Annotated in this window: 15 protein-coding genes and 1 pseudogene; 4 read left to right on the forward strand and 12 right to left on the reverse strand. The window is 60.5% G+C overall.

Features of this window, described 5'->3' with window-relative positions; genetic code table 11:
- Positions 1–13: 13 nt before the first annotated feature.
- The 4 genes from KGA81_RS03165 to hutC form a co-directional block, all read right to left on the reverse strand.
- Positions 14–1,483: a purine-cytosine permease family protein gene (locus KGA81_RS03165; protein ID WP_223544539.1), complete on the reverse strand. Its 1,470-nt coding sequence runs from the start codon at positions 1,481–1,483 to the stop codon at positions 14–16.
- 146 nt (positions 1,484–1,629) lie between these two features.
- Entirely contained in the window at positions 1,630–3,312 is a 1,683-nt protein-coding gene (gene hutU, locus KGA81_RS03170; RefSeq protein WP_008047783.1) for a urocanate hydratase, read from the reverse strand.
- A gap of 517 nt (positions 3,313–3,829) precedes the next feature.
- A complete protein-coding gene (locus tag KGA81_RS03175) occupies positions 3,830–4,399 on the reverse strand; it encodes a HutD family protein (protein WP_223544540.1) in 570 nt (189 codons plus the stop codon).
- Complete coding sequence (gene hutC, locus KGA81_RS03180; protein WP_162135916.1) at positions 4,396–5,106, reverse strand: histidine utilization repressor; 711 nt, start codon at positions 5,104–5,106, stop codon at positions 4,396–4,398. Before hutC ends, KGA81_RS03175 begins: the two co-directional genes overlap by 4 nt.
- A 146-nt stretch (positions 5,107–5,252) precedes the next feature.
- Here hutC and KGA81_RS03185 point away from each other — a divergent pair, with 146 nt between their 5' ends.
- The gene (locus KGA81_RS03185; protein WP_223544541.1) at positions 5,253–6,617 is read left to right on the forward strand and encodes a formimidoylglutamate deiminase; all 1,365 of its coding nucleotides are present in this window, start codon (positions 5,253–5,255) and stop codon (positions 6,615–6,617) included.
- Positions 6,618–6,729: 112 nt separating this feature from the next.
- Here the strand turns inward: KGA81_RS03185 and KGA81_RS03190 are convergent, their stop codons facing one another.
- Both KGA81_RS03190 and KGA81_RS03195 read right to left on the reverse strand, forming a co-directional pair.
- Positions 6,730–7,299: a lipocalin family protein gene (locus KGA81_RS03190; RefSeq protein ID WP_223544542.1), complete on the reverse strand. Its 570-nt coding sequence runs from the start codon at positions 7,297–7,299 to the stop codon at positions 6,730–6,732.
- 30 nt (positions 7,300–7,329) lie between these two features.
- Positions 7,330–7,584 (reverse strand): hypothetical protein, encoded by a 255-nt coding sequence (locus KGA81_RS03195; RefSeq protein WP_007975531.1) that lies wholly within the window; start codon positions 7,582–7,584, stop codon positions 7,330–7,332.
- 294 nt (positions 7,585–7,878) lie between these two features.
- On the opposite strand from KGA81_RS03195, the pseudogene KGA81_RS30160 reads away from it, so the two are divergent.
- Both KGA81_RS30160 and KGA81_RS30165 read left to right on the forward strand, forming a co-directional pair.
- Positions 7,879–8,889 (forward strand): annotated as a pseudogene (locus KGA81_RS30160) (cache domain-containing protein); the annotation flags it as partial.
- Between the two features lie 93 nt (positions 8,890–8,982).
- Positions 8,983–9,747 (forward strand): methyl-accepting chemotaxis protein, encoded by a 765-nt coding sequence (locus KGA81_RS30165; protein ID WP_411736538.1) that lies wholly within the window; start codon positions 8,983–8,985, stop codon positions 9,745–9,747.
- Positions 9,748–9,864: 117 nt separating this feature from the next.
- On the opposite strand, the gene KGA81_RS03205 is transcribed toward KGA81_RS30165, so the two are convergent.
- From KGA81_RS03205 to KGA81_RS03225, 5 genes are all read right to left on the reverse strand, one after another.
- Entirely contained in the window at positions 9,865–10,467 is a 603-nt protein-coding gene (locus KGA81_RS03205; RefSeq protein ID WP_223544544.1) for a DUF924 family protein, read from the reverse strand.
- 3 nt (positions 10,468–10,470) lie between these two features.
- On the reverse strand, positions 10,471–11,481 hold the full coding sequence (locus KGA81_RS03210; RefSeq protein WP_223544545.1) for a class 1 fructose-bisphosphatase: 1,011 nt from the start codon (positions 11,479–11,481) through the stop codon (positions 10,471–10,473).
- A gap of 274 nt (positions 11,482–11,755) precedes the next feature.
- On the reverse strand, positions 11,756–13,129 hold the full coding sequence (locus KGA81_RS03215; protein WP_223544546.1) for a DUF3999 domain-containing protein: 1,374 nt from the start codon (positions 13,127–13,129) through the stop codon (positions 11,756–11,758).
- Entirely contained in the window at positions 13,126–16,317 is a 3,192-nt protein-coding gene (locus KGA81_RS03220; protein ID WP_223544547.1) for a DUF2339 domain-containing protein, read from the reverse strand. The genes KGA81_RS03215 and KGA81_RS03220 overlap by 4 nt, the downstream gene beginning before the upstream one ends.
- Positions 16,318–16,607: 290 nt before the next feature.
- Complete coding sequence (locus tag KGA81_RS03225) at positions 16,608–19,058, reverse strand: glycogen/starch/alpha-glucan phosphorylase (protein ID WP_223544548.1); 2,451 nt, start codon at positions 19,056–19,058, stop codon at positions 16,608–16,610.
- 256 nt (positions 19,059–19,314) lie between these two features.
- Here KGA81_RS03225 and KGA81_RS03230 point away from each other — a divergent pair, with 256 nt between their 5' ends.
- Complete coding sequence (locus tag KGA81_RS03230) at positions 19,315–19,752, forward strand: YkgJ family cysteine cluster protein (RefSeq protein WP_108216195.1); 438 nt, start codon at positions 19,315–19,317, stop codon at positions 19,750–19,752.
- Between the two features lie 217 nt (positions 19,753–19,969).
- On the opposite strand, the gene typA is transcribed toward KGA81_RS03230, so the two are convergent.
- The gene (typA, locus tag KGA81_RS03235; RefSeq protein ID WP_150717382.1) at positions 19,970–21,790 is read right to left on the reverse strand and encodes a translational GTPase TypA; all 1,821 of its coding nucleotides are present in this window, start codon (positions 21,788–21,790) and stop codon (positions 19,970–19,972) included.
- Positions 21,791–21,915 lie beyond the last annotated feature (125 nt).

The raw sequence follows: 21,915 nt of genomic DNA on the forward strand, positions 1-21,915 counted from the left end.
TGTCCACATCCAATCAGGCCTGCGCCGCAGCGCGACCCACTTTCAGCTTTTGTTCGGTGATCGCGCCCTGCTCGACCGGCAGGATCAAACGGTCAGGCACTGTGCCGTGCCATTTTTTCGCACACAGGTAATACAGGGCGGCGGGAAGCACCAGACCGATGATCCAGGAAATATCCACATCGCCCAGGGCCGCCACCAGCGGACCGGTATAGAACTTGGTAGAGATGAACGGCAGTTGCACCAGCACACCGAACACATAGACGCCGATACCGAGAAGGTTCCAACGACCGTAGCGACCATTCGGATCGGCCAGCGCCGGTACGTCATAGCGCTCGCGGGTGATGCAGTAGTAGTCCACCAGGTTGATCGCGCTCCAGGGCGTGAAGAATGCCAGCAAGAACAGGATGAAGGACTTGAATGCACCGAGGAACGAGTGCTGACCGAGCAATGCCATCAGGGTCGCAGCACCGACGATGACCAGCACGAACACCAGACGCTGCAAGCGCGTTACCTTCAGGTCACCACGGAAACCGCTGATGATGGTCGCAATGCACATGAAGCTGCCGTAGGAGTTCAGCGTGGAGATGGTGACCTTGCCGAACGCGATGCTGAAGTACAGCAGCGCGGCGGTGGCACCGGTCCCGCCCAGACCAACGATGTAGGCGACTTCGTGGCCGGCGTATTGCCCGTTGGCCGAAGCGGCAGCGAACACGCCGAGGACCATCGCCACCTGTGCACCAATGACCGAACCTGCGCCTGCGGCAAAAAAAGTCTTCACCGAGGAAATCTTGCTCGGCAGGTAGCGAGAATAGTCAGCCACATAAGGGCCGAAGGCGATCTGCCAGGACGCCGCGAGCGACACCGCGAGCAAAAAACTGCTCCAGCTGAAGTGGCGGATTTGCAACAGTGCGCCAACGTCAACCTGACTCATCAGACGGCTGAACAGATAAACAAAGGCAATCACGCCAATGACACTGGCAACACGGCCGATCCAATGGATCACCCGATAACCGAGCACCGTGACCAGCACGATGACACTGGCGAAAAGGAGGATACCGACGGTGTCGCTGACGCCAAACAACTGGCCCAGCGCTTGCCCGGACAACACGGTTCCCGTTGCGGTGAAGCCCAGGTACATCAAGCAGACCAGCACGATCGGGATGGCCGCGCCGTACACGCCGAACTGTACCCGGCTGGAAATCATCTGCGGCAGGCCAAGTTTGGGACCTTGCGCGGCATGCAGCGCCATCACGCCACCGCCGAGCAACTGGCCGATCAACAGACCGATCAACGACCAGAACACATCACCGCCCAGCACCACGGCCAGGGCCCCGGTGACAATCGCGGTGATTTGCAGGTTGGCACCCATCCACAGGGTGAACTGGCTCAACAGACGACCGTGTCTTTCCGCTTCCGGGATGTAGTCGATCGAGCGCTTCTCGATCAACGGTTTGTTGCCTGCACGTTCGCTGTTAACAGCCATGGTTCAACCTCTGTGGATTGTTGGTCTGGGTTGGTGATCCCTGTAGGAGCGGGCTTGCCCGCGAAGGCGTCCTTCCTGACACACCGAGGTGCATCATTCGCTGGCAAGCCAGCTCCTACAGGTTTTGCGTCAGGCCAAGGCCCGTTTTATTTGCCGGTAATCATCGGCAGGTTCAGCCCTTGTTCCTTGGCGCAGTCGATGGCGATCTGGTAACCGGCATCGGCATGACGCATGACACCGGTGGCCGGGTCGTTGTGCAGCACGCGAGCGATACGCTCGGCCGCTTCGTCAGTACCGTCGCAGACAATCACCATGCCCGAGTGCTGGGAGAAGCCCATGCCGACACCGCCGCCGTGGTGCAGGGACACCCAGGTCGCGCCGCTCGCGGTGTTGAGCAGGGCATTGAGCAGTGGCCAGTCAGACACGGCGTCGGAACCGTCTTGCATCGATTCGGTTTCGCGGTTCGGGCTCGATACCGAACCGGAGTCCAGGTGGTCGCGACCGATCACGATTGGCGCGGACAACTCGCCGCTACGGACCATTTCGTTGAACGCCAGACCCAGCTTGGCGCGCAGGCCCAGGCCAACCCAGCAGATACGTGCCGGCAGACCCTGGAAGCTGATGCGCTCACGAGCCATGTCCAGCCAGTTGTGCAGGTGGGCGTCGTCCGGGATCAGTTCCTTGACCTTGGCGTCGGTCTTGTAGATGTCTTCAGCGTTGCCCGACAGTGCAGCCCAACGGAACGGGCCGATGCCACGGCAGAACAGCGGACGAATGTAGGCCGGTACGAAGCCCGGGAAGTCGAATGCGTTTTCCACGCCTTCTTCTTGTGCCATCTGACGGATGTTGTTGCCGTAGTCGAAAGTCGGTACGCCCATTTTCTGGAACTCGAGCATCGCTTTGACGTGTACGGCCATCGATTGCTTGGCGGCCTTAACCACAGCGGCCGGCTCGGTCTTGGCGCGAGCGCGGTATTCGTCCCAGGTCCAGCCGGCCGGCAGGTAGCCATTGAGCGGGTCGTGGGCGCTGGTCTGGTCGGTGACCATGTCCGGGCGCACGCCGCGCTTGACCAGTTCCGGCAGGATTTCAGCGGCGTTGCCCAGCAGCGCGATGGAAATCGCCTTGCCTTCTTTGGTGTATTTGGCGATGCGGGCCAGCGCGTCGTCGAGGTCGGTAGCCTGCTCATCGACGTAGCGGCTTTTCAGACGGAAATCGATGCTGACCTGCTGGCATTCGATGTTCAGCGAGCACGCGCCGGCCAGGGTCGCGGCCAGAGGCTGAGCGCCACCCATGCCGCCCAGGCCAGCGGTCAGTACCCACTTGCCCTTGAGATCATCGTTGTAGTGCTGGCGACCGGCTTCGACGAAGGTTTCGTAGGTACCCTGGACGATGCCCTGGCTGCCGATGTAGATCCAGCTGCCGGCGGTCATCTGGCCGTACATGGCCAGGCCTTTGGCGTCCAGTTCGTTGAAGTGTTCCCAGTTCGCCCAGTGTGGCACCAGGTTGGAGTTGGCGATCAGTACGCGCGGGGCATTGCTGTGGGTCTTGAACACGCCGACCGGCTTGCCGGATTGCACCAACAGAGTCTCGTCGTCGTTCAGGTTGGTCAGGCTTTCGACGATCTTGTCGTAGCATTCCCAGTTACGCGCAGCGCGACCGATACCACCGTAAACCACCAGTTCTTTAGGGTTCTCGGCGACTTCCGGGTCGAGGTTGTTCATCAGCATGCGCAGCGGCGCTTCGGTCAGCCAGCTCTTGGCGGTCAGCTTGTTACCGCGTGCGGCACGGATTTCAACGTCACGAAACTTTGTAGGTTTAATGTCAGTCACGAAAAGGACTCCTCAGCAATCAATCCAAACCAACCCAGGCAGTGGGCGAGCAAGCCAATGGGCATCAGTGCACACCGGCGAATCAGTGGACGATGGTTGAGTCTTCGTGACTCATACGCATACGTCTTTACTTGTACATACAAGCATATGCAATCAAGCGGCCAACTTGTTGGATGTGCATTCAAGAAAAATTCTGAAATGGCTGGAGAGCGCTTGGGACAAGGGCTTTGGCGTAGATGAATTATTTTTCGGGGGATTTTTGTGGCGAGGGGGTTTTGTTACTTGAGCATGGTTTTGCGCCACGCTGGGGCGTTCGGTAACAAAGTGGTGCGCGGTGGGAAACGAAGAGTTACTGCTTTTTTGTGGCGAGGGGGCTTGCCCCCGTTCGGCTGCGAAGCAGTCGCAAAACCGACATGTGCGGTGCATCTGAAAAGACTCAGCCGCAGGCTTTGGGGCCGCTTCGCGACCCAACGGGGGCAAGCCCCCTCGCCACAATAAGATTTCGTAAGCAGTTGGATCAGTGTGCGGACAGTTCAATCACGCAGCATGGCCCATTGACGGAGACTTCCAGCAGCCCGGTGTTACCGTCCAGTTGCAGGCAATCATGCCGGCCAAGTTGCGAAGCGTTGCTATCGACCACCACGTCCAGCGCATCGCAGATGCTGAACACCAACACCGTGCCCGCCGAGCTAAAGAACCGCTGCTCGCCGCTCAACCACTGCAACCGCGCACCGTAACGCTGCGGCGCGTAAATCAGGTTGAAATCGCGAATCGGTCCGCCGAGCAAGGTGCAGGAAACCTTGCTCTCGCCACTGAAAGCAAACGGGTCCAGCGGTAACAGTGGCCGAGCGTCCTGACCATCCACCGTCAGGGTCATGCCGTCGCCCTGCAAAACGGTGATCACTCGCTCGTAACCGGCGAAAGTGGAAAACCCGCCCGATTCGCCAATGTCGGCAATCGACAGGCGCCAGCCAAACCCGTCCAGGCCGGTGCCGGCATCACGGGTGATTTCTTCGGTGCTGCCGCCGCCGTTTTTCCAAGGCATGCGCGGGTAATCAACTGCACGTAAAACTTTCAGACTGCTCATTTATGAAAGCGCCCTTCCAAGCGATGACGAGAACCGGGGTGGATCAAGCGAGCGGCGGTCACTGGCTGACGGCCAGACCAGGTGCGGCGGCGAATCAGCAGGCACGGCTCACCCTTTTCAATCTGCAGCAATTTGCATTCGGATGGCTCGGCCAGGATCGCCTCGACCACGTGCTCGCCCTCGGTCAGCGGTGCAACCTGGTTCAGATAGGCGTAGGGCGTTTGCAGGGTGAAGTCCTGCTTGAGGTAGTCCGGTGCCACCAGTGCATTGACGAAACGGTCTTCGATTTGCACCGGAATATCGTTTTCGAAATGCACGATCAGCGAGTGGAACACCTTCTGCCCTTCGCGCATGTCCAGGGCCAGGGCGCGCTCGGAGCCGGCAGCCTCTTCCTCAAGGGTGATGACCTTGCAGGTGTGGCGATGACCGCGGGAGGCAATTTCATCGGCGATGTTATGCACTTCGAACAGTGCGGACTGGCTTTTCGGCTCGGCGACGAACGTACCGACGCCTTGCATGCGCACCAGCAGGCCATCGGCGGTCATCTCGCGCAGGGCGCGGTTGATGGTCATGCGGCTGAAGCCCAACTGGCTGACCAGCTCGCTTTCCGACGGAACGCGGTAGTGCGGCGGCCAGTTTCCACTGTCGATTTGCTGGGTGATCATTTGTTTGACGCGGGCGTACAAGGGCGCCGGACTGTCGCCCATGTTCGCGGCCAACGGAGAGACTGGAGGCGGAGTCGGCACGGTTATTCCTTGGTCGTTTAGTGAATATCGCTAGCTTGCCGGAGTTTACCGGGCAGGCAAACGTCTGTATATGTATATACAAATAACACACGATAGGGTGATGAACCATGTCCGCCTTCTTTGCCGAACGCGCGCTGCTGCCTAGTGGATGGGCCAACAATGTACGTCTTGAGGTCAGCGCCGACGGCGTATTGACCCATATCCAGGCCGATTCCAAGGCAGATGGCGCCGAGCGGCTGAGCGGTCCGCTGCTGCCTGGCATGCCGAACCTGCACTCCCACGCCTTCCAGCGGGCCATGGCCGGGCTGGCGGAAGTGGCGGGTAATCCGAACGACAGTTTCTGGACCTGGCGCGACTTGATGTATCGCCTCGTCGGAAAAATCAGCCCGGAACAACTCGGCGTCATCGCCCGTCAGTTGTACATCGAAATGCTCAAGGCCGGTTACACCTCGGTGGCGGAATTTCATTACGTACACCACGACATCAATGGCCAGCCTTACGCGGACCCGGCGGAGCTGGCCCTGCGTATCAGCCAGGCTGCGGGTTCCGCCGGTATCGGTCTGACCCTGCTGCCAGTGCTTTACAGCCACTCCGGTTTTGGCGGCCAGCCCCCGAACGACGGTCAGCGGCGTTTTATCAACAGCACTGAAAACTATCTCAAGCTGCAATCACGCCTGCAACCGGTGCTGGCACAGCAACCGGCACAGTCGCTCGGCTTGTGTTTCCACTCGCTGCGCGCGGTTACGCCGCAGCAGATCAGCGAAGTGCTGGCGGCCAGCGACAAGCAATGCCCGGTGCACATCCACATCGCCGAGCAGCAGAAGGAAGTCGACGACTGCCTGACCTGGAGCGGTCGTCGTCCGTTGCAATGGCTGTACGAAAACATCGACGTCGATCAGCGCTGGTGCCTGGTTCACGCGACCCACGCCAACCCGGAAGAAGTCACGTCGATGGCCAAGAGTCGCGCCATCGCCGGCCTGTGCCTGACCACCGAAGCCAATCTGGGCGACGGGATTTTCCCGGCGGTGGATTTCCTCGCCCAGGGCGGCCGCATGGGCATCGGCTCCGACAGTCATGTGTCATTGAGCGTGGTGGAAGAATTGCGCTGGCTGGAATACGGCCAGCGTCTGCGCGACCAGCGACGTAATCGTTTGTATGGCGCGGATCAGCCAATGGTCGGCCGCACGTTGTTCGATGCAGCGCTGGATGGCGGTGCTCAGGCGCTGGGCCAGCCGATTGGCGCGCTGGAAGTCGGCAAACGCGCCGACTGGCTGGTGCTCGATGGCAACGATCCGTATCTGGCGACAGCCAATGGTGACGGAATTCTCAATCGGTGGCTGTTTGCCGGTGGCGATCGCCAGGTGCGGGATGTGCTGGTGAATGGCCAGTGGGTGGTGCGTGACGGGCGGCATGCGGACGAGGAAGAAAGCAGCCGCGCCTTTACCCAAGTCCTGCGCGATCTCCTGGGCTGACAAAAAACCTTGTAGGAGCTGGCTTGCCAGCGAAGAGGCCATCAGCTTCAACATTCATGTTGACTGACAGGCCGCCTTCGCTGGCAAGCCAGCTCCTACAGGGTATGCGTGATCAGTTGGACGTCTCGGCCATCTGCTGTTCCGACGCCCGCCAGATCAGCCGCGTGGTGTCGTAACCCTGTTGACGTGCCTTGCTCAGCAGCTCCTCACGCACCACACCGTTCACGTTCGGCGTGCGCGACAACAGCCACAAATACTTCCGGCTCGGATCCCCGACAATGGCGGTCTTGTAGTCATCGCTGACGTACAGCACCCAGTATTCGCCCTTCGCCGTACCCGGGATCAGCCTGGAGAACCAGGTATCGAACTCGACCCACAGCTTGTCGCCCTTGCCGGGTACCTGTGGATAAGCCGTTCCTTTGACCTCTTCCCATTGCCACTGCGCCGTCAGGCAGCGGTTCAGCACTGTCACGTTGCCGTCAGGCTTGAGCGTGTAATGGGCTTCCGATTGCGCACAATCGCGCTGGAAGTACATCGGCATGCGCGCCAGCTCGTACCAGGTGCCCTGGTAGCGCTTGAGGTTGACGCTGTTGACAGTCTTTGGGGCCAACGGGTCCTGGCCAGGCGTGGCACAGCCGGCCAACAACAGACCGGCAAAAAGGATGATCAATAACCGCTTCATTATTTTTCTCCCGCGGGCAAACGCCCCGGTTTACTTCAGGCCTTGGCCGGAAAACATCAGCACTTTGTCACCGGCGAACTGCACGCTGATAAAGCTGTTCTTGTCGCCCCAGGTGCAACTGGACATGCCGAGCGCACCTGAACAATCGGCGGGCTTGCCCAACAGGGTCTCCACATCGGCCTTGGCCATGCCGGCCGAGAGCTTAGAGTAGTTTTCCTGATTGACTTTGCTGCAGGCAGCCAGCAACACGCAAAACGAAAGCAGGGCGATGGAACGCAGCGACATGGTGAAACTCCGGGGGGCGTAGGGGATTGGCATGGCTGCCAAGCTGAAGCTTAGAAGAGAAAACCCCTGTGAGGTTCCGTACCCGGCAGGCTATTTATCGGGCCACTCGTCTACCTCTTGCCGAAATTCTGCCACTTTCCTTGTTTACCGAGCATTTCGTCATTTTTCACACAGTCCGCCTAATCTTTGGCGCCGCTCAGTCGACATAAATGCAATGCAAAACCACGTCGGTGGCATTTGCTCCCCCAATTTGTAGAACAGCCCCTCTGCGGTAGCTCATCCATGACCAGAAACATGAAGTTCAGCCACAAGATATTGCTGGCTGCCGCCCTTGTGGTGGCCGTCGCATTCGCTTGTTTCATCCTGTTCAACGACTATCGCCAGCGCGAGACCTTGCGCAACAGTACCGAAGCTTCGATGCAGGAACTCGGCAGCCTGACCACCAGCAACATCCAGACCTGGCTGGAAAGCCGCATGCAATTGCTGCAATCAATGGCCCAACAGATCACCGCCGATGGCAATGCTCCCGTTGGCCTGAAACGGATCATCGACCTGCCCGCCTACACCGGCAACTTCCAGCTGAGCTACTTCGGTGGCGCCGACGGCGTGATGTTCTCGGTCCCGGCGGGCAACCGCGCGGCGGACTACGACCCACGTGCCCGTGGCTGGTACAAGGCGGCCAATAGCGCACAACAGACCATCGTCACCGAACCGTACATTGCCGCGTCTTCCGGCAAACTGGTGATCACCGTGGCCACCCCGGTGCAGCACCAGGGCCAGATGATCGGCGTCGCAGGCGCCGACATCGACCTGTCCAGCGTCAGCGCAATCATCAATTCGCTGAACTTCGGCGGTCACGGTCATGCGTTCATCGTCGGGGCCGACGGCAAGATCCTGATTCACCCGGACAGCAAGCTGGTGCTCAAGAACCTGGCCGAGGCCTATCCGAGCGACACGCCCAAAGTCAGCCCGGGCATGAAAGAAGTCGAGATCGACGGCAAGCACCAGTTCATCTCCTTCACCCACGTCAATGGCGTGCCATCGGCGAACTGGTACGTGGCACTGGTGCTCGACCAGGAAACGGCGTTCTCGATGCTCAGCGAATTCCGTACCTCGGCGATCATCGCCATGGTGATCATCATTGCGCTGCTGGGCATGCTGATCAGCCTGCTGATGCAGCCGCTGCTGACCATGGGCCGCGCCATGCACGACATCGCGGAAGGTGAAGGTGACCTGACCAAACGCCTGACCATCCACGGCCACGACGAATTCGGCGCGCTGGGACTGTCGTTCAACCGCTTCGTCGAGCGCATTCATACCTCGATCACCGAAGTGTCCTCGGCCACCGGCCAGGTCAACGAGGTGGCGTTGCGTGTAGTGGCCGCGTCGAATTCGTCGATGTTCAACTCCGACCAGCAAGCCTCGCGCACCAGCAGCGTGGCCGCGGCGATCAACCAGCTCGGGGCCGCCGCCCAGGAAATCGCCCAGAACGCCGCCCTCGCCTCGCAACATTCCAGCGATGCCCGCAGCCTGGCCGAAGACGGCCAACAAGTGGTGGATAGAACCATCGCGGCGATGCAACAACTCTCGGCCAAGATCAGCGACTCGTGCGGCAACATCGAAACCCTCAACAGCAACACGGTCAATATCGGGCAGATTCTGGAAGTGATCACCAGCATCTCCCAGCAAACCAACCTACTGGCGCTCAACGCTGCGATTGAAGCGGCGCGAGCCGGTGAAGCCGGGCGTGGTTTCGCGGTGGTGGCCGATGAGGTGCGCAACCTCGCTCACCGCACCCAGGACTCGGCGCAGCAGGTGCAGACGATGATCGAAGAGCTGCAGGTCGGCGCCCGGGCAGCGGTGGGCATCATGACCGACAGCCAGCGCCAGAGCGAAAGCAGCGTCGGCATCGCCAATCAGGCGGGCGAGCGCCTGGGCAGCGTGACCCAACGCATCGGTGAGATCGATGGCATGAACCAGTCGGTCGCCACCGCCACGGAAGAACAGACGGCCGTGGTGGAGTCGATCAACGTCGACATCACCGAGATCAACATGCTGAACCAGGAAGGTGTGGAGAACCTGCAGTCGACCTTGCGTGCGTGCGCCGATCTTGAGCAGCAGGCGGCGCGGTTGAAGCAGTTGGTGGGTAGTTTCCGGATCTGAGGCGGACTTGCGGGCCTCTTCGCTGGCAAGCCAGCTCCTACAGAGATCTTTGTCGCACCGAAGATCCACTGTAGGAGCTGGCTTGCCAGCGAAGACGGCATCAGCAACAACGAAAAATCAGAACCGTGACCCAGGCCTCGACAGAAACTCCAATTCCTCAGCCGTCGACTCCCGCCCCAACACCGCATTGCGATGCGGAAACCGCCCAAACTGCGCAATCACTTTCTGATGCCGCTCGGCATAGTCCAGGTAATCGCTGAACAACGCCCGATCGATTTCCGGTTGCTGCGCCACCAGCTCGATGTAGCGCGAGACGCCTTCGTTCTGCACCGCGAGGTCTTCGCTGTGCTCGAACACCAGGTAGATGAACACCCGCTGGATCGGCTGCAACTGCCGGTCGTAATCCGCGGCAATGCCTTGGGCTACCAGCTTCTGCGCCCGCAGATCGCCTGCAAAGGCTTTGGGAGTATCGCGAAAGATCATTCGCGGGATTTGATCGAGCAACAGCACCAGGGCCAGCCAACCTTCGGGATGTTGCATCCACTCGGTCAATCCGCCGGCCAGTGCCTGCTCGGTCCAGTCCCCGAAACGCTCGCGCGCTTCGAGGTCCTGGCTGTCGCGCTTGCCGAACCACAACTTGCCCTTCTGCGCCGCCACTTCCCTCGCTGACCCGGAACTCCCGAACCACCAATCAAGCAACGGCTGCCAGGGCGCAGTCATGGTTTATTCCTTGTGGTAAGCCGTGACGCGGGCAACTTCTTCTTTCGAACCGAGGAACACCGCAACACGCTGGTGCAGGCCTTCCGGCTGGATGTCGAGGATGCGCTGGTGGCCGTCGGTGGACGCGCCGCCCGCCTGTTCCACCAGGAACGACATCGGGTTGGCTTCGTACATCAGGCGCAGTTTGCCCGGCTTGGAAGGCTCGCGGCTGTCGCGTGGGTACATGAACAGACCACCGCGGGTCAGGATGCGGTGCACGTCGGCCACCATCGCAGCGACCCAGCGCATGTTGTAGTTCTTTTTCAACGGGCCGGTGTCACCTGCCAGCAATTCGCCGACGTAGCGCTGTACCGGGGCTTCCCAGTGACGCTGGTTGGACGCGTTGATGGCGAATTCCTGGGTGGCTTCAGGAATGGTGATGTCTTCGTGGGTCAGGACGAAGCTGCCCATTTCACGGTCCAGGGTGAAGCCTTTCACGCCGTGGCCCAGGGTCAGGATCAGCATGGTCTGTGGACCGTAGATCGCGTAACCGGCGGCCACTTGCTGGGTGCCTGGCTGCAAGAAGGCCTTTTCATTCAAAGGTTCGTTCTGGCTCAGGTATTCGTTCGGGCAACGCAGTACCGAAAAGATGGTGCCGACCGGCGCGTTGATGTCGATGTTCGACGAACCGTCCAGCGGGTCGAATACCAGCAGGTACGCACCTTTCGGGTATTTGCCCGGGATCTGGTAGGCATTGTCCATTTCTTCGGACGCCATGCCGGCCAGGTGACCGCCCCATTCGTTGGCTTCGAGCAGGATTTCGTTGGAGATCACGTCGAGCTTTTTCTGCACTTCGCCCTGGACGTTTTCAGTGCCCATGCTGCCCAGAACGCCACCCAGGGCGCCTTTGGACACGGCGTGGCTGATCTCCTTACAGGCACGCGCCACCACTTCGATCAGGAAGCGCAGATCGGCAGGAGTGTTGTTGCTGCGGGTCTGCTCAATCAAATAGCGACTCAAGGTAACGCGGGACATGGAAGGCTCCGGAGGAATGGGGGGGCTAAAAACCCGCGCAGTTTAGCGCGAGTCGGGGCGCATTTCCTCCTATCAGACGTGATCGGCCGAAGAGAGTTCATGCGCGGGGATGAGCGTAGTTGGAAATGGGCCGGGTGTGAGCCTGGGAACTGCGGTCATTTCGGCATTTTCAGTGACTGGGCGAACGCCATCGCGAGCAAGCTCGCTCCCACAGGGGTATGCGTTCCAACTGTGGGAGCGAGCTTGCTCGCGATTGGGTGCGCGGCACCCATTTTCAGGATTTGGCTGGCGGTTTACGTAACAAACTGAACGCCATCGCCACCAGAAACAAGACACTGAGCAACAACACTGCCCACAATCCGATTTTTTTCCAGTTGGTCTCGATCGGCGCAGACGCGGTATCTGTCGGCGGCTTCGGCGCCACCGCCCCGACATCCACCATGGCCCGCCCCAGGGTCGCGAGCTTCGCCGGGCTGTAATCCGGAATCAGCGTCGACAGCGGCAAGTTCGCCGCCTTCGCCGTCGCATTCCCCACGACCAGCGTGTAAGGCCCCGGTCCGCGCGCCAGGAACACCAGTTGCGTGGCACGCACGGCAAACTTCAGCATCGGCGCCTGATCACCCAGGCCGCCGCCGCGTTCGTCCACGGTCAGTTTCAATTGCTGGACGATTTGCCCCGACAACGGCAATTCGTTTTGCACCACGTCCTGACCGTCCCGGGTCAGGCGATAGAGCAAACCGCTGCCCATCGGTTGCCATGGCAGGCTGCTGTCGCGCCGACCGGCCAGGTTCACCGGCGCCAGGCTGTTGGGCTGGCTCAGCTCGACCTGCACCCGCTCGACATTCAACCCCATCGGCAACTGCCAGGTGTACTCACCCGCCTTCGTGCTACTGCCGGCCAACGCCTGGGACCAGACCAACGGCAGCGGCAGGCTGTGGGTATTGGCGCTTTGCAGTTGCGCCGAAGTCAGTGTCGGTGCCGAATGCGGTGTGATCCACAGCAACCGCAGGTAGCGCGCCGACTGGCCCGGCAGGTTGACTTCATGCTGTTCGACCCGCTCGTCGGCAAAGCTCAGGCGCGCCACCTGCCCTTCGCCCCAGGACTGCCAATGCTGTAAATCGTCGCTGGCTTCGACTGTGAAACGCTGGAAGCCGTCGCGCTCGCTGGTCCAGTCGAGAATCAATTGCTGCAACGGTGCCTTGATCGCGGACGCGTCGAGCAACCAGCCGCGCAACTCCTGCTCACCCGCCTCCAGCTGACTGGAGGGCTGCACCTCGACCAAGGTGCCGTTGGCGCTCGATTGCACCCGCAAGCTCGGCGCGGTTTCAGTGGCGTCCACCGAGTTGTACAACGCAAACCTTTTCACCTCGGTCAAGGTGCGCGTTTCACTGCTCTGCGCCGACTGCCGGGCCAAGGCATAAGCCTGAACATCGCCTACGGCGTTGAACACCCGCAGATCCCTCAGGTCGGCCTGGCGTGCGTTCAGTTGCACGCTCAGGGGCAGTTCCAGGCGATACCAGGGGCCTTCGCCCGATACCGACAAGGGCACTTGGGTGGTGAAATCCGCCGGTTTTTCCTGGGCAACCGCCGATAACACCACACCCATGGCAACAGCGCCCAGCCAACCCAGGTTCAGCTTCTGACTCAAGATGACACTCCTTCGGATTCCGCGAGCGGTTTCCCGGTATCCGGCACAGCGTCGACGCGCTTAGGCGGCAGCGGTGCGAAATAGCCGACCACCAGCAGCAACACGCCGACTCCAATAAACGACACGATCCGCGCCAGCCCGCCGCGATTGCTCAATTCGACAAAAAACAGCTTGGCCACGACCACGCCGATCAAGGCGGCGCCGATCAACCAGACCTCGCGGCGGCAACGCAAATGGCCGCCGATCATCAGGCTCAGGGCCATCAGGGTCCAGACGATGGACAGGCCGGCCTGTACCCGCATCGACGCCAGCAACAGATCCAGCTCGAACGGCACCCCGCTCCAATGGTGCGCTGTGCGCATTACCAACGCAGTAAAGAACACGAACAGCGAGGCGCCGGTGACCCCTTGCGTGACGTTCGCGGTGTAATCCTTGCGAGCCGCCAGTTGTGTCATGGCGCTACGGGACCAGACATAGACGCCGAACAACGCAAACAACAGGCCCAGCTCCAGCGGGTTGATCAGTGGTACGTAGGGCAGTGGTTCGGCATTGCCGTCACTGGCGACATTCGCCAGCCAGAACCAGCCGAGCATCAGCAACGCCAGTGGTGCGGCGGCGTATACACGGTATTCCCTCGAATACGCCGACACCGGCCAAGGCCACGCGCGAGGTGCCGCCATCAGCACCAGATACAGACTTGGCAGGATCGCCCAGCCCAACCAGCGCCACGCGTTGTATTGCTCGGACAACACCAGCAAGCCGTAACGCAGTTGCAGAGCCAGCACCCCCATCAACAGCCAACAGCCGAGCACATGGGCGACACTCAGCACGCGCGCCGGCAGCATGGGCGCCAGACGCCGCAGGGACATGAAATGCACGACGAACACGGCGGCCCATGCCAGCCAGCCGAAGTTGGCCGCCGGGTGATAACGCGAGAGCCAGGCCGCCAGCAGTACCAACGCGGCAGCGGGAATCAACACCGTGCAGAGCACGCCCAGTGACGGCCAACTCAGGCGCTGTGCCAATACCGTCCACAGCGCGACACTCGCAGCAGCGATGCCCAACAACAAAGTCGCCTGCATCGGCAACGACGCGAAATGCAGCACCTCGATGACCCAGGCCAGCGCCCACCAGCCTGCGCCCCACACCAGCAACGCCTGGGACAATCGCAACAGACTCAGCCCTTCGAACGCTCCGAGCGAATGACCCATCTGCAAACGCCAAGCCCCGACCATCGCGGCCAGCCCCAGCGTCAGCGGCGCCCAGAACCCGCCATGAGCCAAGGGGATCCCCCCTTCACTGAACTGCGGCCCCGTCGCCAGGAACAGCGCGCCACCCAACAGTTGCACAGCAAGCGCGGTGAACACGAACGAGCGCGATGGCAGGCGCAAGCCAACCCACAACGTCAGCACCCCGGCCAGGGCCCAACTGATCACCGTGCCGTGGCTGAAGAAAAACAGCGGTGCCAGCAAATAGAGAAACGCCAGCCCGAGGCACGCCAGGACTGGCAGGCCTATCAGCTCCCAAGGCCTGATCTGCTCCGGCAAGGCTTTGCGTAACTGGTAGAAGCTGAACAACAACGCGACACCCAACAACAGCGCGCCTAATGGCACCCCGCCGAGCAGGCTGCTCTCGCTGCCGTGCAACTCGCTGAGAAACACCAGCGCCGAACCCAGTTGCAGGAGCAAGGCAAAGGCCCGGGCCAGGGGCCTTTGCTGACGCAGACCGAGCCAGAAGATCCCCGCGCCCTCCACCGCCCACGCCGCCGTCGTCCAGCGCGCATCGAGCCCCAGCGGAATCGCCAGACTGGCGAAGATCACCCCCAGGGCCAGGCAGGTTTCCCCCAGCAACAGGGTGCGCCCGACCATCAGCCAACGGGCGAGTCCCATGTAAATCATGCCCAGCGTCAAGGCACTGAACGCCGCCGCGAATTCCAGATGCTGCACCAGTGCGAACTGCAAGCCGAAACCCACCAGTGGCGGGCCGAACAACAGCGTGCCGTCGACGTAGTCACCCTTGCGCGCCGACCACTGCAGCAGCGCTTCGCGATTGCCCTCTGCCGGTGCATCGCTCATCGCCATCAACTTGCGCCGGGCGTACAACAGACCAATGGCCAGGTACATCAGGAAAAACATAATCAGGAACGGCTCGGTGCTCCAGAGTAGCTCCGGCGAGTAGGAGCGTAGGCCCCAGGCGAAACCGATGCCGAAGGTGCCGGTGAACCCGATGACATTCAACAGCCGCCAGGCCTTGAACCAGGCGATGGCGAGAATGCCGGCGTTGAGCACGGCAAAGTAGCTGAACAGCGCGACGTGGTTGCCGGCGCCGGTGGAGGCCAGGATGGGCGCGGCGAAGCCACCCAGTGCGGCAGCGGCGGCCAGCCCCAGGGAGTCCTGGGTAATGGCGAGAATCGCCGAACAGATCGTCACCGCCACCAGCAGGCCAAACGCCGCCGAGGGATCGAGCAGCGGATGCAGGCGCATCGCGGCAAACACGGTCAGGTACAGCACGGCGACCCCGGTGCCCTGCAGGATCAACGCGTAACTGCTGTTGCGCGCTCGTAACCACCAACCCAATCCGAGTAACCCCAGGGCTGCCGCCGCAACGCCTGCGTAGCGCAACTCAACCGGCACCACCACGCCTTCGGTGGCATAGCGCAGCAAAAAGGCCAGGCCGAGGAACAGCAGCACCACGCCGACCCGCAATACGGTATTACCGCCAAACAACCAGGCGCGGGCGCGACTGATGGCGCGGTCGATGAGATTCGGGCCATGCAGGGAAATAGTCGATTGTGCTTCGCGAGCGGTTGGCTCGGGTTTCCAGGCATCGGCGATTTCGCTGGCCGCTGCGGGGATTGGCTCGAACTCGGGCGGCAGCTCCCAGATCAATTCCGGGGCTGCGGCAGGTGCTTCATCATGGAGGGTTTCAGGTGAGACAAGCGGTTCACGGGTTTCTGGCGCCTTGACACCTGATGCTTCGAGCAGCGCCAGCCGTTGCTCCAACGCTTGCAGCGCAACCTGTGCCTGTTCCAGCAAGCGCCGCTGCTCAACTGCCCGAGCGTCCATGCGAGCCATGCGAACGGCCTGGCCGATACCCAATCCGAGTAATGCACCCAGCAGTGCATCACTGAATGACTCGTCGAGTATCCAGCCGAGCACCAGCCCGATCAGCATGAAAATCCATTGCATGGTCGATATCCCTAAGCGGCCCCATCGTGGGGCAAGTCCAAGCGGTACAGCGTCTGATCAGTCTAGTGTGAAAACACCAAAACCCCTGTGGGAGCGAGCTTGCTCGCGATAGCGCACTGACATTCAACATCAATGCTGAATGTTATGGCCTCATCGCGAGCAAGCTCGCTCCCACAAGGGACTGTGGAGTGTTCAGAATCTAGCTGATCCCTGCCGCTCGGCAATCCGGCGCCTAGTATATCGATCCGGCCCGGCAACAACCGGGCCTTGCTCGCAGTTCTGGTTGAAAACTACTCCAGCGCCTTCCAGATCTCCGTGGCGTACTCGCGAATGGTCCGGTCCGACGAGAACCAGCCCATCCGCGCCGTGTTCAACACCGCCGAACGCCACCACTGGTTCGAATCGTGCCAATGCTCTTCAACGCGCATCTGTGCGTTCCAGTACGAGTCGAAGTCGGCGCAGACCAGGAAGCGGTCGTAATCCACCAACGAGTCGATCAGGCTGGTGTAACGGGACGGATCATCCGGTGAGAACACACCGCTGCGAATCGCTTGCAGCACATCGTTGAGACGATGGGAGGCGGCGATATCCGGTGCCGCATTGAACTCATGGTTCTGTTTGCGCGCCTCGACCTGCTGTGCGCTGAGACCAAAGATAAACATGTGCTCGGTGCCGATGCGCTCGCTCATTTCCACGTTGGCCCCGTCCAGGGTACCGATGGTCAGCGCACCGTTCAGGCCGAATTTCATGTTGCTGGTGCCTGACGCTTCGAAACCGGCGGTGGAGATCTGCTCGGACAAATCCGCCGCCGGGATGATGCTCTCCGCCAGGCTGACGTTGTAGTTGGGCAGGAACACCACTTTGAGCAAACCGCGCACGGTGGGGTCGTTGTTCACCACCCTGGCGATGTCGTTGGTCAGTTTGATGATCAGTTTGGCCTGGTGATAACTCGCGGCGGCCTTGCCGGCGAAGATTTTCACCCGTGGCACCCAGTCGATTTCCGGTTCCGCGCGAATCGCCTGGTACAACGCCACGGTGTGCATCAGGTTGAGCAACTGGCGTTTGTATTCGTGGATTCGCTTGACCTGCACGTCGAACATCGCCGCCGGGTTGACCGCGACGCCCAGCCGCTCATGAATCAGGTACGCCAGGGCTTTCTTGCTGTGCAGGCGTTGCTCGGCAAATGCCTTGCGGAATGCATTTTTCTCGGCGAACGGTTCGAGGGCGAGCAAACGCTCTTCCGGGTTATCCAGCACTTCAGGCCCGAGGGTATCGACCAGCATCGAGGTCAGCTCGGGGTTGGCCTGGTACAGCCAGCGGCGGAAGGTAATACCGTTGGTCTTGTTGTTGATTCGCTCCGGGTACAGCTTGTGCAGTTCAGAGAACACCGTTTGGCGCATCAGTTGCGTGTGCAACCCGGACACACCGTTGATGCTATGGGAACCGAGAAACGCCAGGTTGCCCATGCGCACCCGACGACCGTTGTCTTCCTCGATCAGCGACACCGCACGCAGCACGTCGAAATCATGGATGCCCTTGGCTCGCAGGGAGTCGATGTGCTGGGCGTTGATCAGGTAAATGATCTGCATGTGCCGCGGCAACATGCGTTCCATCAAGCCGACCGGCCAGGTTTCCAGCGCTTCTGGCAGCAATGTGTGGTTGGTGTAGGAAAGCGTATCGACGGTGACCTGCCACGCTGCGTCCCACGCCACGTCATACACGTCGACCAGTTGCCGCATCAGTTCAGCCACGGCAATCGAAGGGTGAGTGTCGTTGAGCTGGATCGAAGCGTGATCGCCCAGGGTCAGCACCGAGGTGTGCATGTTGCGATGGCGGCGCAGCAAGTCCTGCAGGGACGCCGCGACGAAGAAGTATTCCTGGCGCAGGCGCAGTTCCTGGCCGGCCTCGGTGCTGTCCGCAGGGTACAGCACCCGGGAGATACTTTCGGCCCGGGCCACTTCGGCCACGGCACCCAGGTGGTCGCCAGCGTTGAAACGCTCCAGGTGCAGTTCCTCCATGGCCCGGGCGCGCCACAAACGCAGTGTGTTGACACTCGCCCCGCGCCAGCCGACCACCGGCGTGTCGTAGGCAATGGCCCGCACGGTTTCCGCCGGGTGCCAGACTTGCCTGGACTTGCCGTTTTCATCGGTCACGGTCTCGACACTGCCGCCAAAGCCGATCGGGTACACCACCTCCGGCCGCTCGAACTCCCACGGGTTACCGAAATCCAGCCAGTGTTCGGTCTGCTCCTGCTGCCAGCCATCGACAATCGCCTGGCGGAACAACCCGTGCTCATAGCGGATGCCGTAGCCATGACCGGCGATGCCGAGGGTCGACATACTTTCCAGGAAACACGCCGCCAGACGCCCGAGGCCGCCGTTGCCCAGGGCCGCATCGGGCTCCAGCAAACGGATGCGCTCAAGGTCGACACCCAGTTCGGTCAGAGCTTCGCGGGCCACATCGAGCAGGCCGAGGTTGCTCAGGCTGTCGAACAGCAGCCGACCGATGAGAAACTCCAGGGAGAGGTAATAAACGCGCTTCTGACCTTTGCGGTAGATCTGCCGCGTATGGTCCATCCAGTGCTCGACCATGTGGTCTCGGGCGGCCAGGGCAATGGCTTCGAACCAGTCATGGTCGAAGGCGTGATCCGGGTCTTTACCCACTGCATAAGTGAGTTTGGTCAAGACGGCGTCGCGGAATGCGGCCACCTCTGCTTCGCGAACAATTGGTTCTTGAGTCATCGATAAGACCTCGAACGAGCTTGAAGTTGTCTGAGCCTAGACGGTCTGACAGGCGGTAGAGAGTCTGGTTCGGCAGTTTTTCCATTGAATGCGGGCTGGATCGACATTGCGTTGTCTTGTGCCTGAATCAATGCAGGGCTCGTGCCTATTTTCCGGTTGTTTGCGCCGCCTGTGAAAAAAACTGGCGAAAGGTTGTTCAAAAATCCACCAGTCCCGGTATTATCGCGCGCCCTGATGCACACGCTGGTAACAAACGATGATGAAGCCGAACCTGATCGCTGCCGCAGAGATCGACCGCCTCGATACCTGGGCCAAGTACTCTGCCCCGATGTGCGGCTCGTGCATGTCCAGCTGCTGCACCCTGCCCGTCGAGGTCAAGATCAAGGACCTGATCCGCATCGGCGTGGTCGATGAGTTCGAGCTGGGCGATCCGCCGAAGAACATCGCCAAGCGCCTGCAAAAGGAAGGCTTGGTCGAGCGTTTCAACCAGAAGTCAGGAATCTTCACCCTCCAGCGCATGAGCAACAACGATTGCCTGTACCTGGATCGTAAGAGCCGTCTGTGCACTATTTATGAAAAGCGCCCGGATACCTGCCGCAACCACCCGAAAATCGGCCCGCGGCCGGGGTATTGCGCGTACAAGCCAAAGGAAGTGGAGCGCGAGCGGAGTTCGCGGAGTATCGAGCGGTTCTGACACCCCCGGAATTTGCGGCGCTGGTACTGGCCTCATCGCGAGCAAGCTCGCTCCCACAGGGGTTCTGTGGCGTTCACACAATTTGTGGTTCACCTCGAACACTGTGGGAGCGAGCTTGCTCGCGATGAGGCCGGCACAAACACTGCACAAACCCCAGACATACAAAAACGCCCCCGGCCTTTCGACCGGGGGCGTTTTCGTTAAGCCGGGCTAAATCTTATGCCTTGGCTTTCTTGGCAGCGCGGGTACGCTCGCTTTCGTCCAGGATCTTCTTGCGAAGACGGATGGACTTAGGCGTCACTTCGCACAGCTCATCGTCCTGGATGAATTCCAGAGCCTGTTCCAGGGTGAAGCGAACAGGTGGAACCAGGGCGATGGTTTCGTCTTTACCCGAAGCACGCATGTTGTCGAGCTTCTTGCCCTTGGTAGGGTTGACGCCCAGGTCGTTGTCACGGCTGTTCAGACCAACGATCTGACCGTTGTAGATTTCCTGACCGTGTTCTACGAACAGCTTGCCACGCGCCTGCAGGGTTTCCAGGGAGTAGGTCAGTGCCTTGCCGGTTTCAACCGAAACCAGAACGCCGTTCTGACGGCCGGACATGTCGCCGGACTTCATCACGTCGTAACGGTCGAAGATCGAGGTCAGGATGCCAGCACCGTTGGTCAGGGTCAGGAACTGGTTACGGAAACCGATCAGACCGCGAGCAGGGATGTTGTATTCCAGACGTACACGGCCCTTGCCATCCGGCACCATGTTGGTCAGGTCGCCCTTACGCAGGCCCATCTCTTCCATCACCTTGCCCTGGGATTCTTCAGGGGTGTCGATGGTGACGTTTTCGAACGGTTCGTGCTTCACGCCGTCAACCAGACGGATGATCACTTCCGGACGGCCTACAGCCATTTCGAAGCCTTCGCGACGCATGGTTTCGATCAGTACCGAAAGGTGCAGTTCGCCACGGCCGGAAACCTTGAACTTGTCAGCCGAGTCGCCTTCTTCAACGCGCAGTGCAACGTTGTACAGCAGCTCTTTGTCCAGACGTTCCTTGATGTTACGGGAAGTCACGAACTTGCCTTCTTTACCGCAGAATGGCGAGTCGTTTACCTGGAAGGTCATGGAAACGGTTGGCTCGTCGACGGTCAACGGCTTCATCGCTTCAACGGTGTCCGGGTGGCACAGGGTGTCGGAGATGAACAGCGAGTCCATACCGCTGATGCACACGATGTCGCCTGCTGCAGCTTCTTCAACGTCTACACGGTGCAGACCGTGGTGACCCATCAGCTTCAGGATACGACCGTTACGCTTCTTGCCGTCGGCGCCGATAGCCACAACCGGGGAGTTCGGCTTGATGCGACCACGAGCGATACGGCCAACGCCGATAACACCCAGGAAGCTGTTGTAGTCCAGTGCGGAGATCTGCATCTGGAACGGACCGTCACGGTCGACTTTCGGCGCTGGTACGTTGTCGACGATCGACTGGTACAGCGGGGTCATGTCTTCAGCCATTTCGGTGTGGTCCAGACCGGCAATACCGTTCAGGGCCGAGGCGTAGACGACTTTGAAGTCCAGCTGTTCTTCGGTGGCACCCAGGTTGTCGAACAGGTCGAAGATCTGGTCCAGAACCCAGTCCGGACGCGCGCCTGGACGGTCAACCTTGTTGATGCACACGATCGGACGCAGGCCGGCTTCGAAAGCCTTCTTGGTCACGAAACGGGTTTGCGGCATAGGGCCGTCTTGAGCGTCAACCAGCAGCAGAACGGAGTCGACCATCGACATTACGCGTTCAACTTCGCCGCCGAAGTCGGCGTGGCCCGGGGTGTCCACGATGTTGATGTGGTAGCCGTTCCAGTTGATGGCGGTGTTTTTCGCCAGAATGGTAATACCGCGCTCTTTTTCCTGGTCGTTGGAGTCCATCACGCGCTCGTCGTTGAGCTCGTTGCGCTCCAGGGTGCCGGATTGACGCAGGAGTTTGTCTACCAGGGTGGTCTTACCATGGTCAACGTGGGCAATGATGGCGATGTTGCGTAGATTTTCGATCACTTGTGTATCTCGATCAGAGGATTCGGTGTGCTGACAAGTCTTGGCAGCGATTAACAGTAGCGTCCGTGAAAGCCGTTACAGCTTGACGGTGGCATCGGGGGGCCGGTGACGCAGGCCACAGGCAA

Origin of the sequence: Pseudomonas sp. A-B-19 (genome assembly GCF_019947515.1) — a bacterium.
Classification (GTDB): domain Bacteria; phylum Pseudomonadota; class Gammaproteobacteria; order Pseudomonadales; family Pseudomonadaceae; genus Aquipseudomonas.

What these genes read in the sequence shown, in the direction of transcription:
- KGA81_RS03165 (WP_223544539.1), bottom strand. Translation starts at nt 1,483, where the DNA reads ATGGCTGTTAACAGCGAACGTGCAGGCAACAAACCGTTGATCGAGAAG.
- KGA81_RS03175 (WP_223544540.1), bottom strand. Translation starts at nt 4,399, where the DNA reads ATGAGCAGTCTGAAAGTTTTACGTGCAGTTGATTACCCGCGCATGCCT.
- hutC (WP_162135916.1), bottom strand. Translation starts at nt 5,106, where the DNA reads ATGGGCGACAGTCCGGCGCCCTTGTACGCCCGCGTCAAACAAATGATC.
- KGA81_RS03185 (WP_223544541.1), top strand. Translation starts at nt 5,253, where the DNA reads ATGTCCGCCTTCTTTGCCGAACGCGCGCTGCTGCCTAGTGGATGGGCC.
- KGA81_RS03190 (WP_223544542.1), bottom strand. Translation starts at nt 7,299, where the DNA reads ATGAAGCGGTTATTGATCATCCTTTTTGCCGGTCTGTTGTTGGCCGGC.
- KGA81_RS03195 (WP_007975531.1), bottom strand. Translation starts at nt 7,584, where the DNA reads ATGTCGCTGCGTTCCATCGCCCTGCTTTCGTTTTGCGTGTTGCTGGCT.
- KGA81_RS30165 (WP_411736538.1), top strand. Translation starts at nt 8,983, where the DNA reads ATGTTCAACTCCGACCAGCAAGCCTCGCGCACCAGCAGCGTGGCCGCG.
- KGA81_RS03205 (WP_223544544.1), bottom strand. Translation starts at nt 10,467, where the DNA reads ATGACTGCGCCCTGGCAGCCGTTGCTTGATTGGTGGTTCGGGAGTTCC.
- KGA81_RS03210 (WP_223544545.1), bottom strand. Translation starts at nt 11,481, where the DNA reads ATGTCCCGCGTTACCTTGAGTCGCTATTTGATTGAGCAGACCCGCAGC.
- KGA81_RS03220 (WP_223544547.1), bottom strand. Translation starts at nt 16,317, where the DNA reads ATGCAATGGATTTTCATGCTGATCGGGCTGGTGCTCGGCTGGATACTC.
- KGA81_RS03225 (WP_223544548.1), bottom strand. Translation starts at nt 19,058, where the DNA reads ATGACTCAAGAACCAATTGTTCGCGAAGCAGAGGTGGCCGCATTCCGC.
- KGA81_RS03230 (WP_108216195.1), top strand. Translation starts at nt 19,315, where the DNA reads ATGATGAAGCCGAACCTGATCGCTGCCGCAGAGATCGACCGCCTCGAT.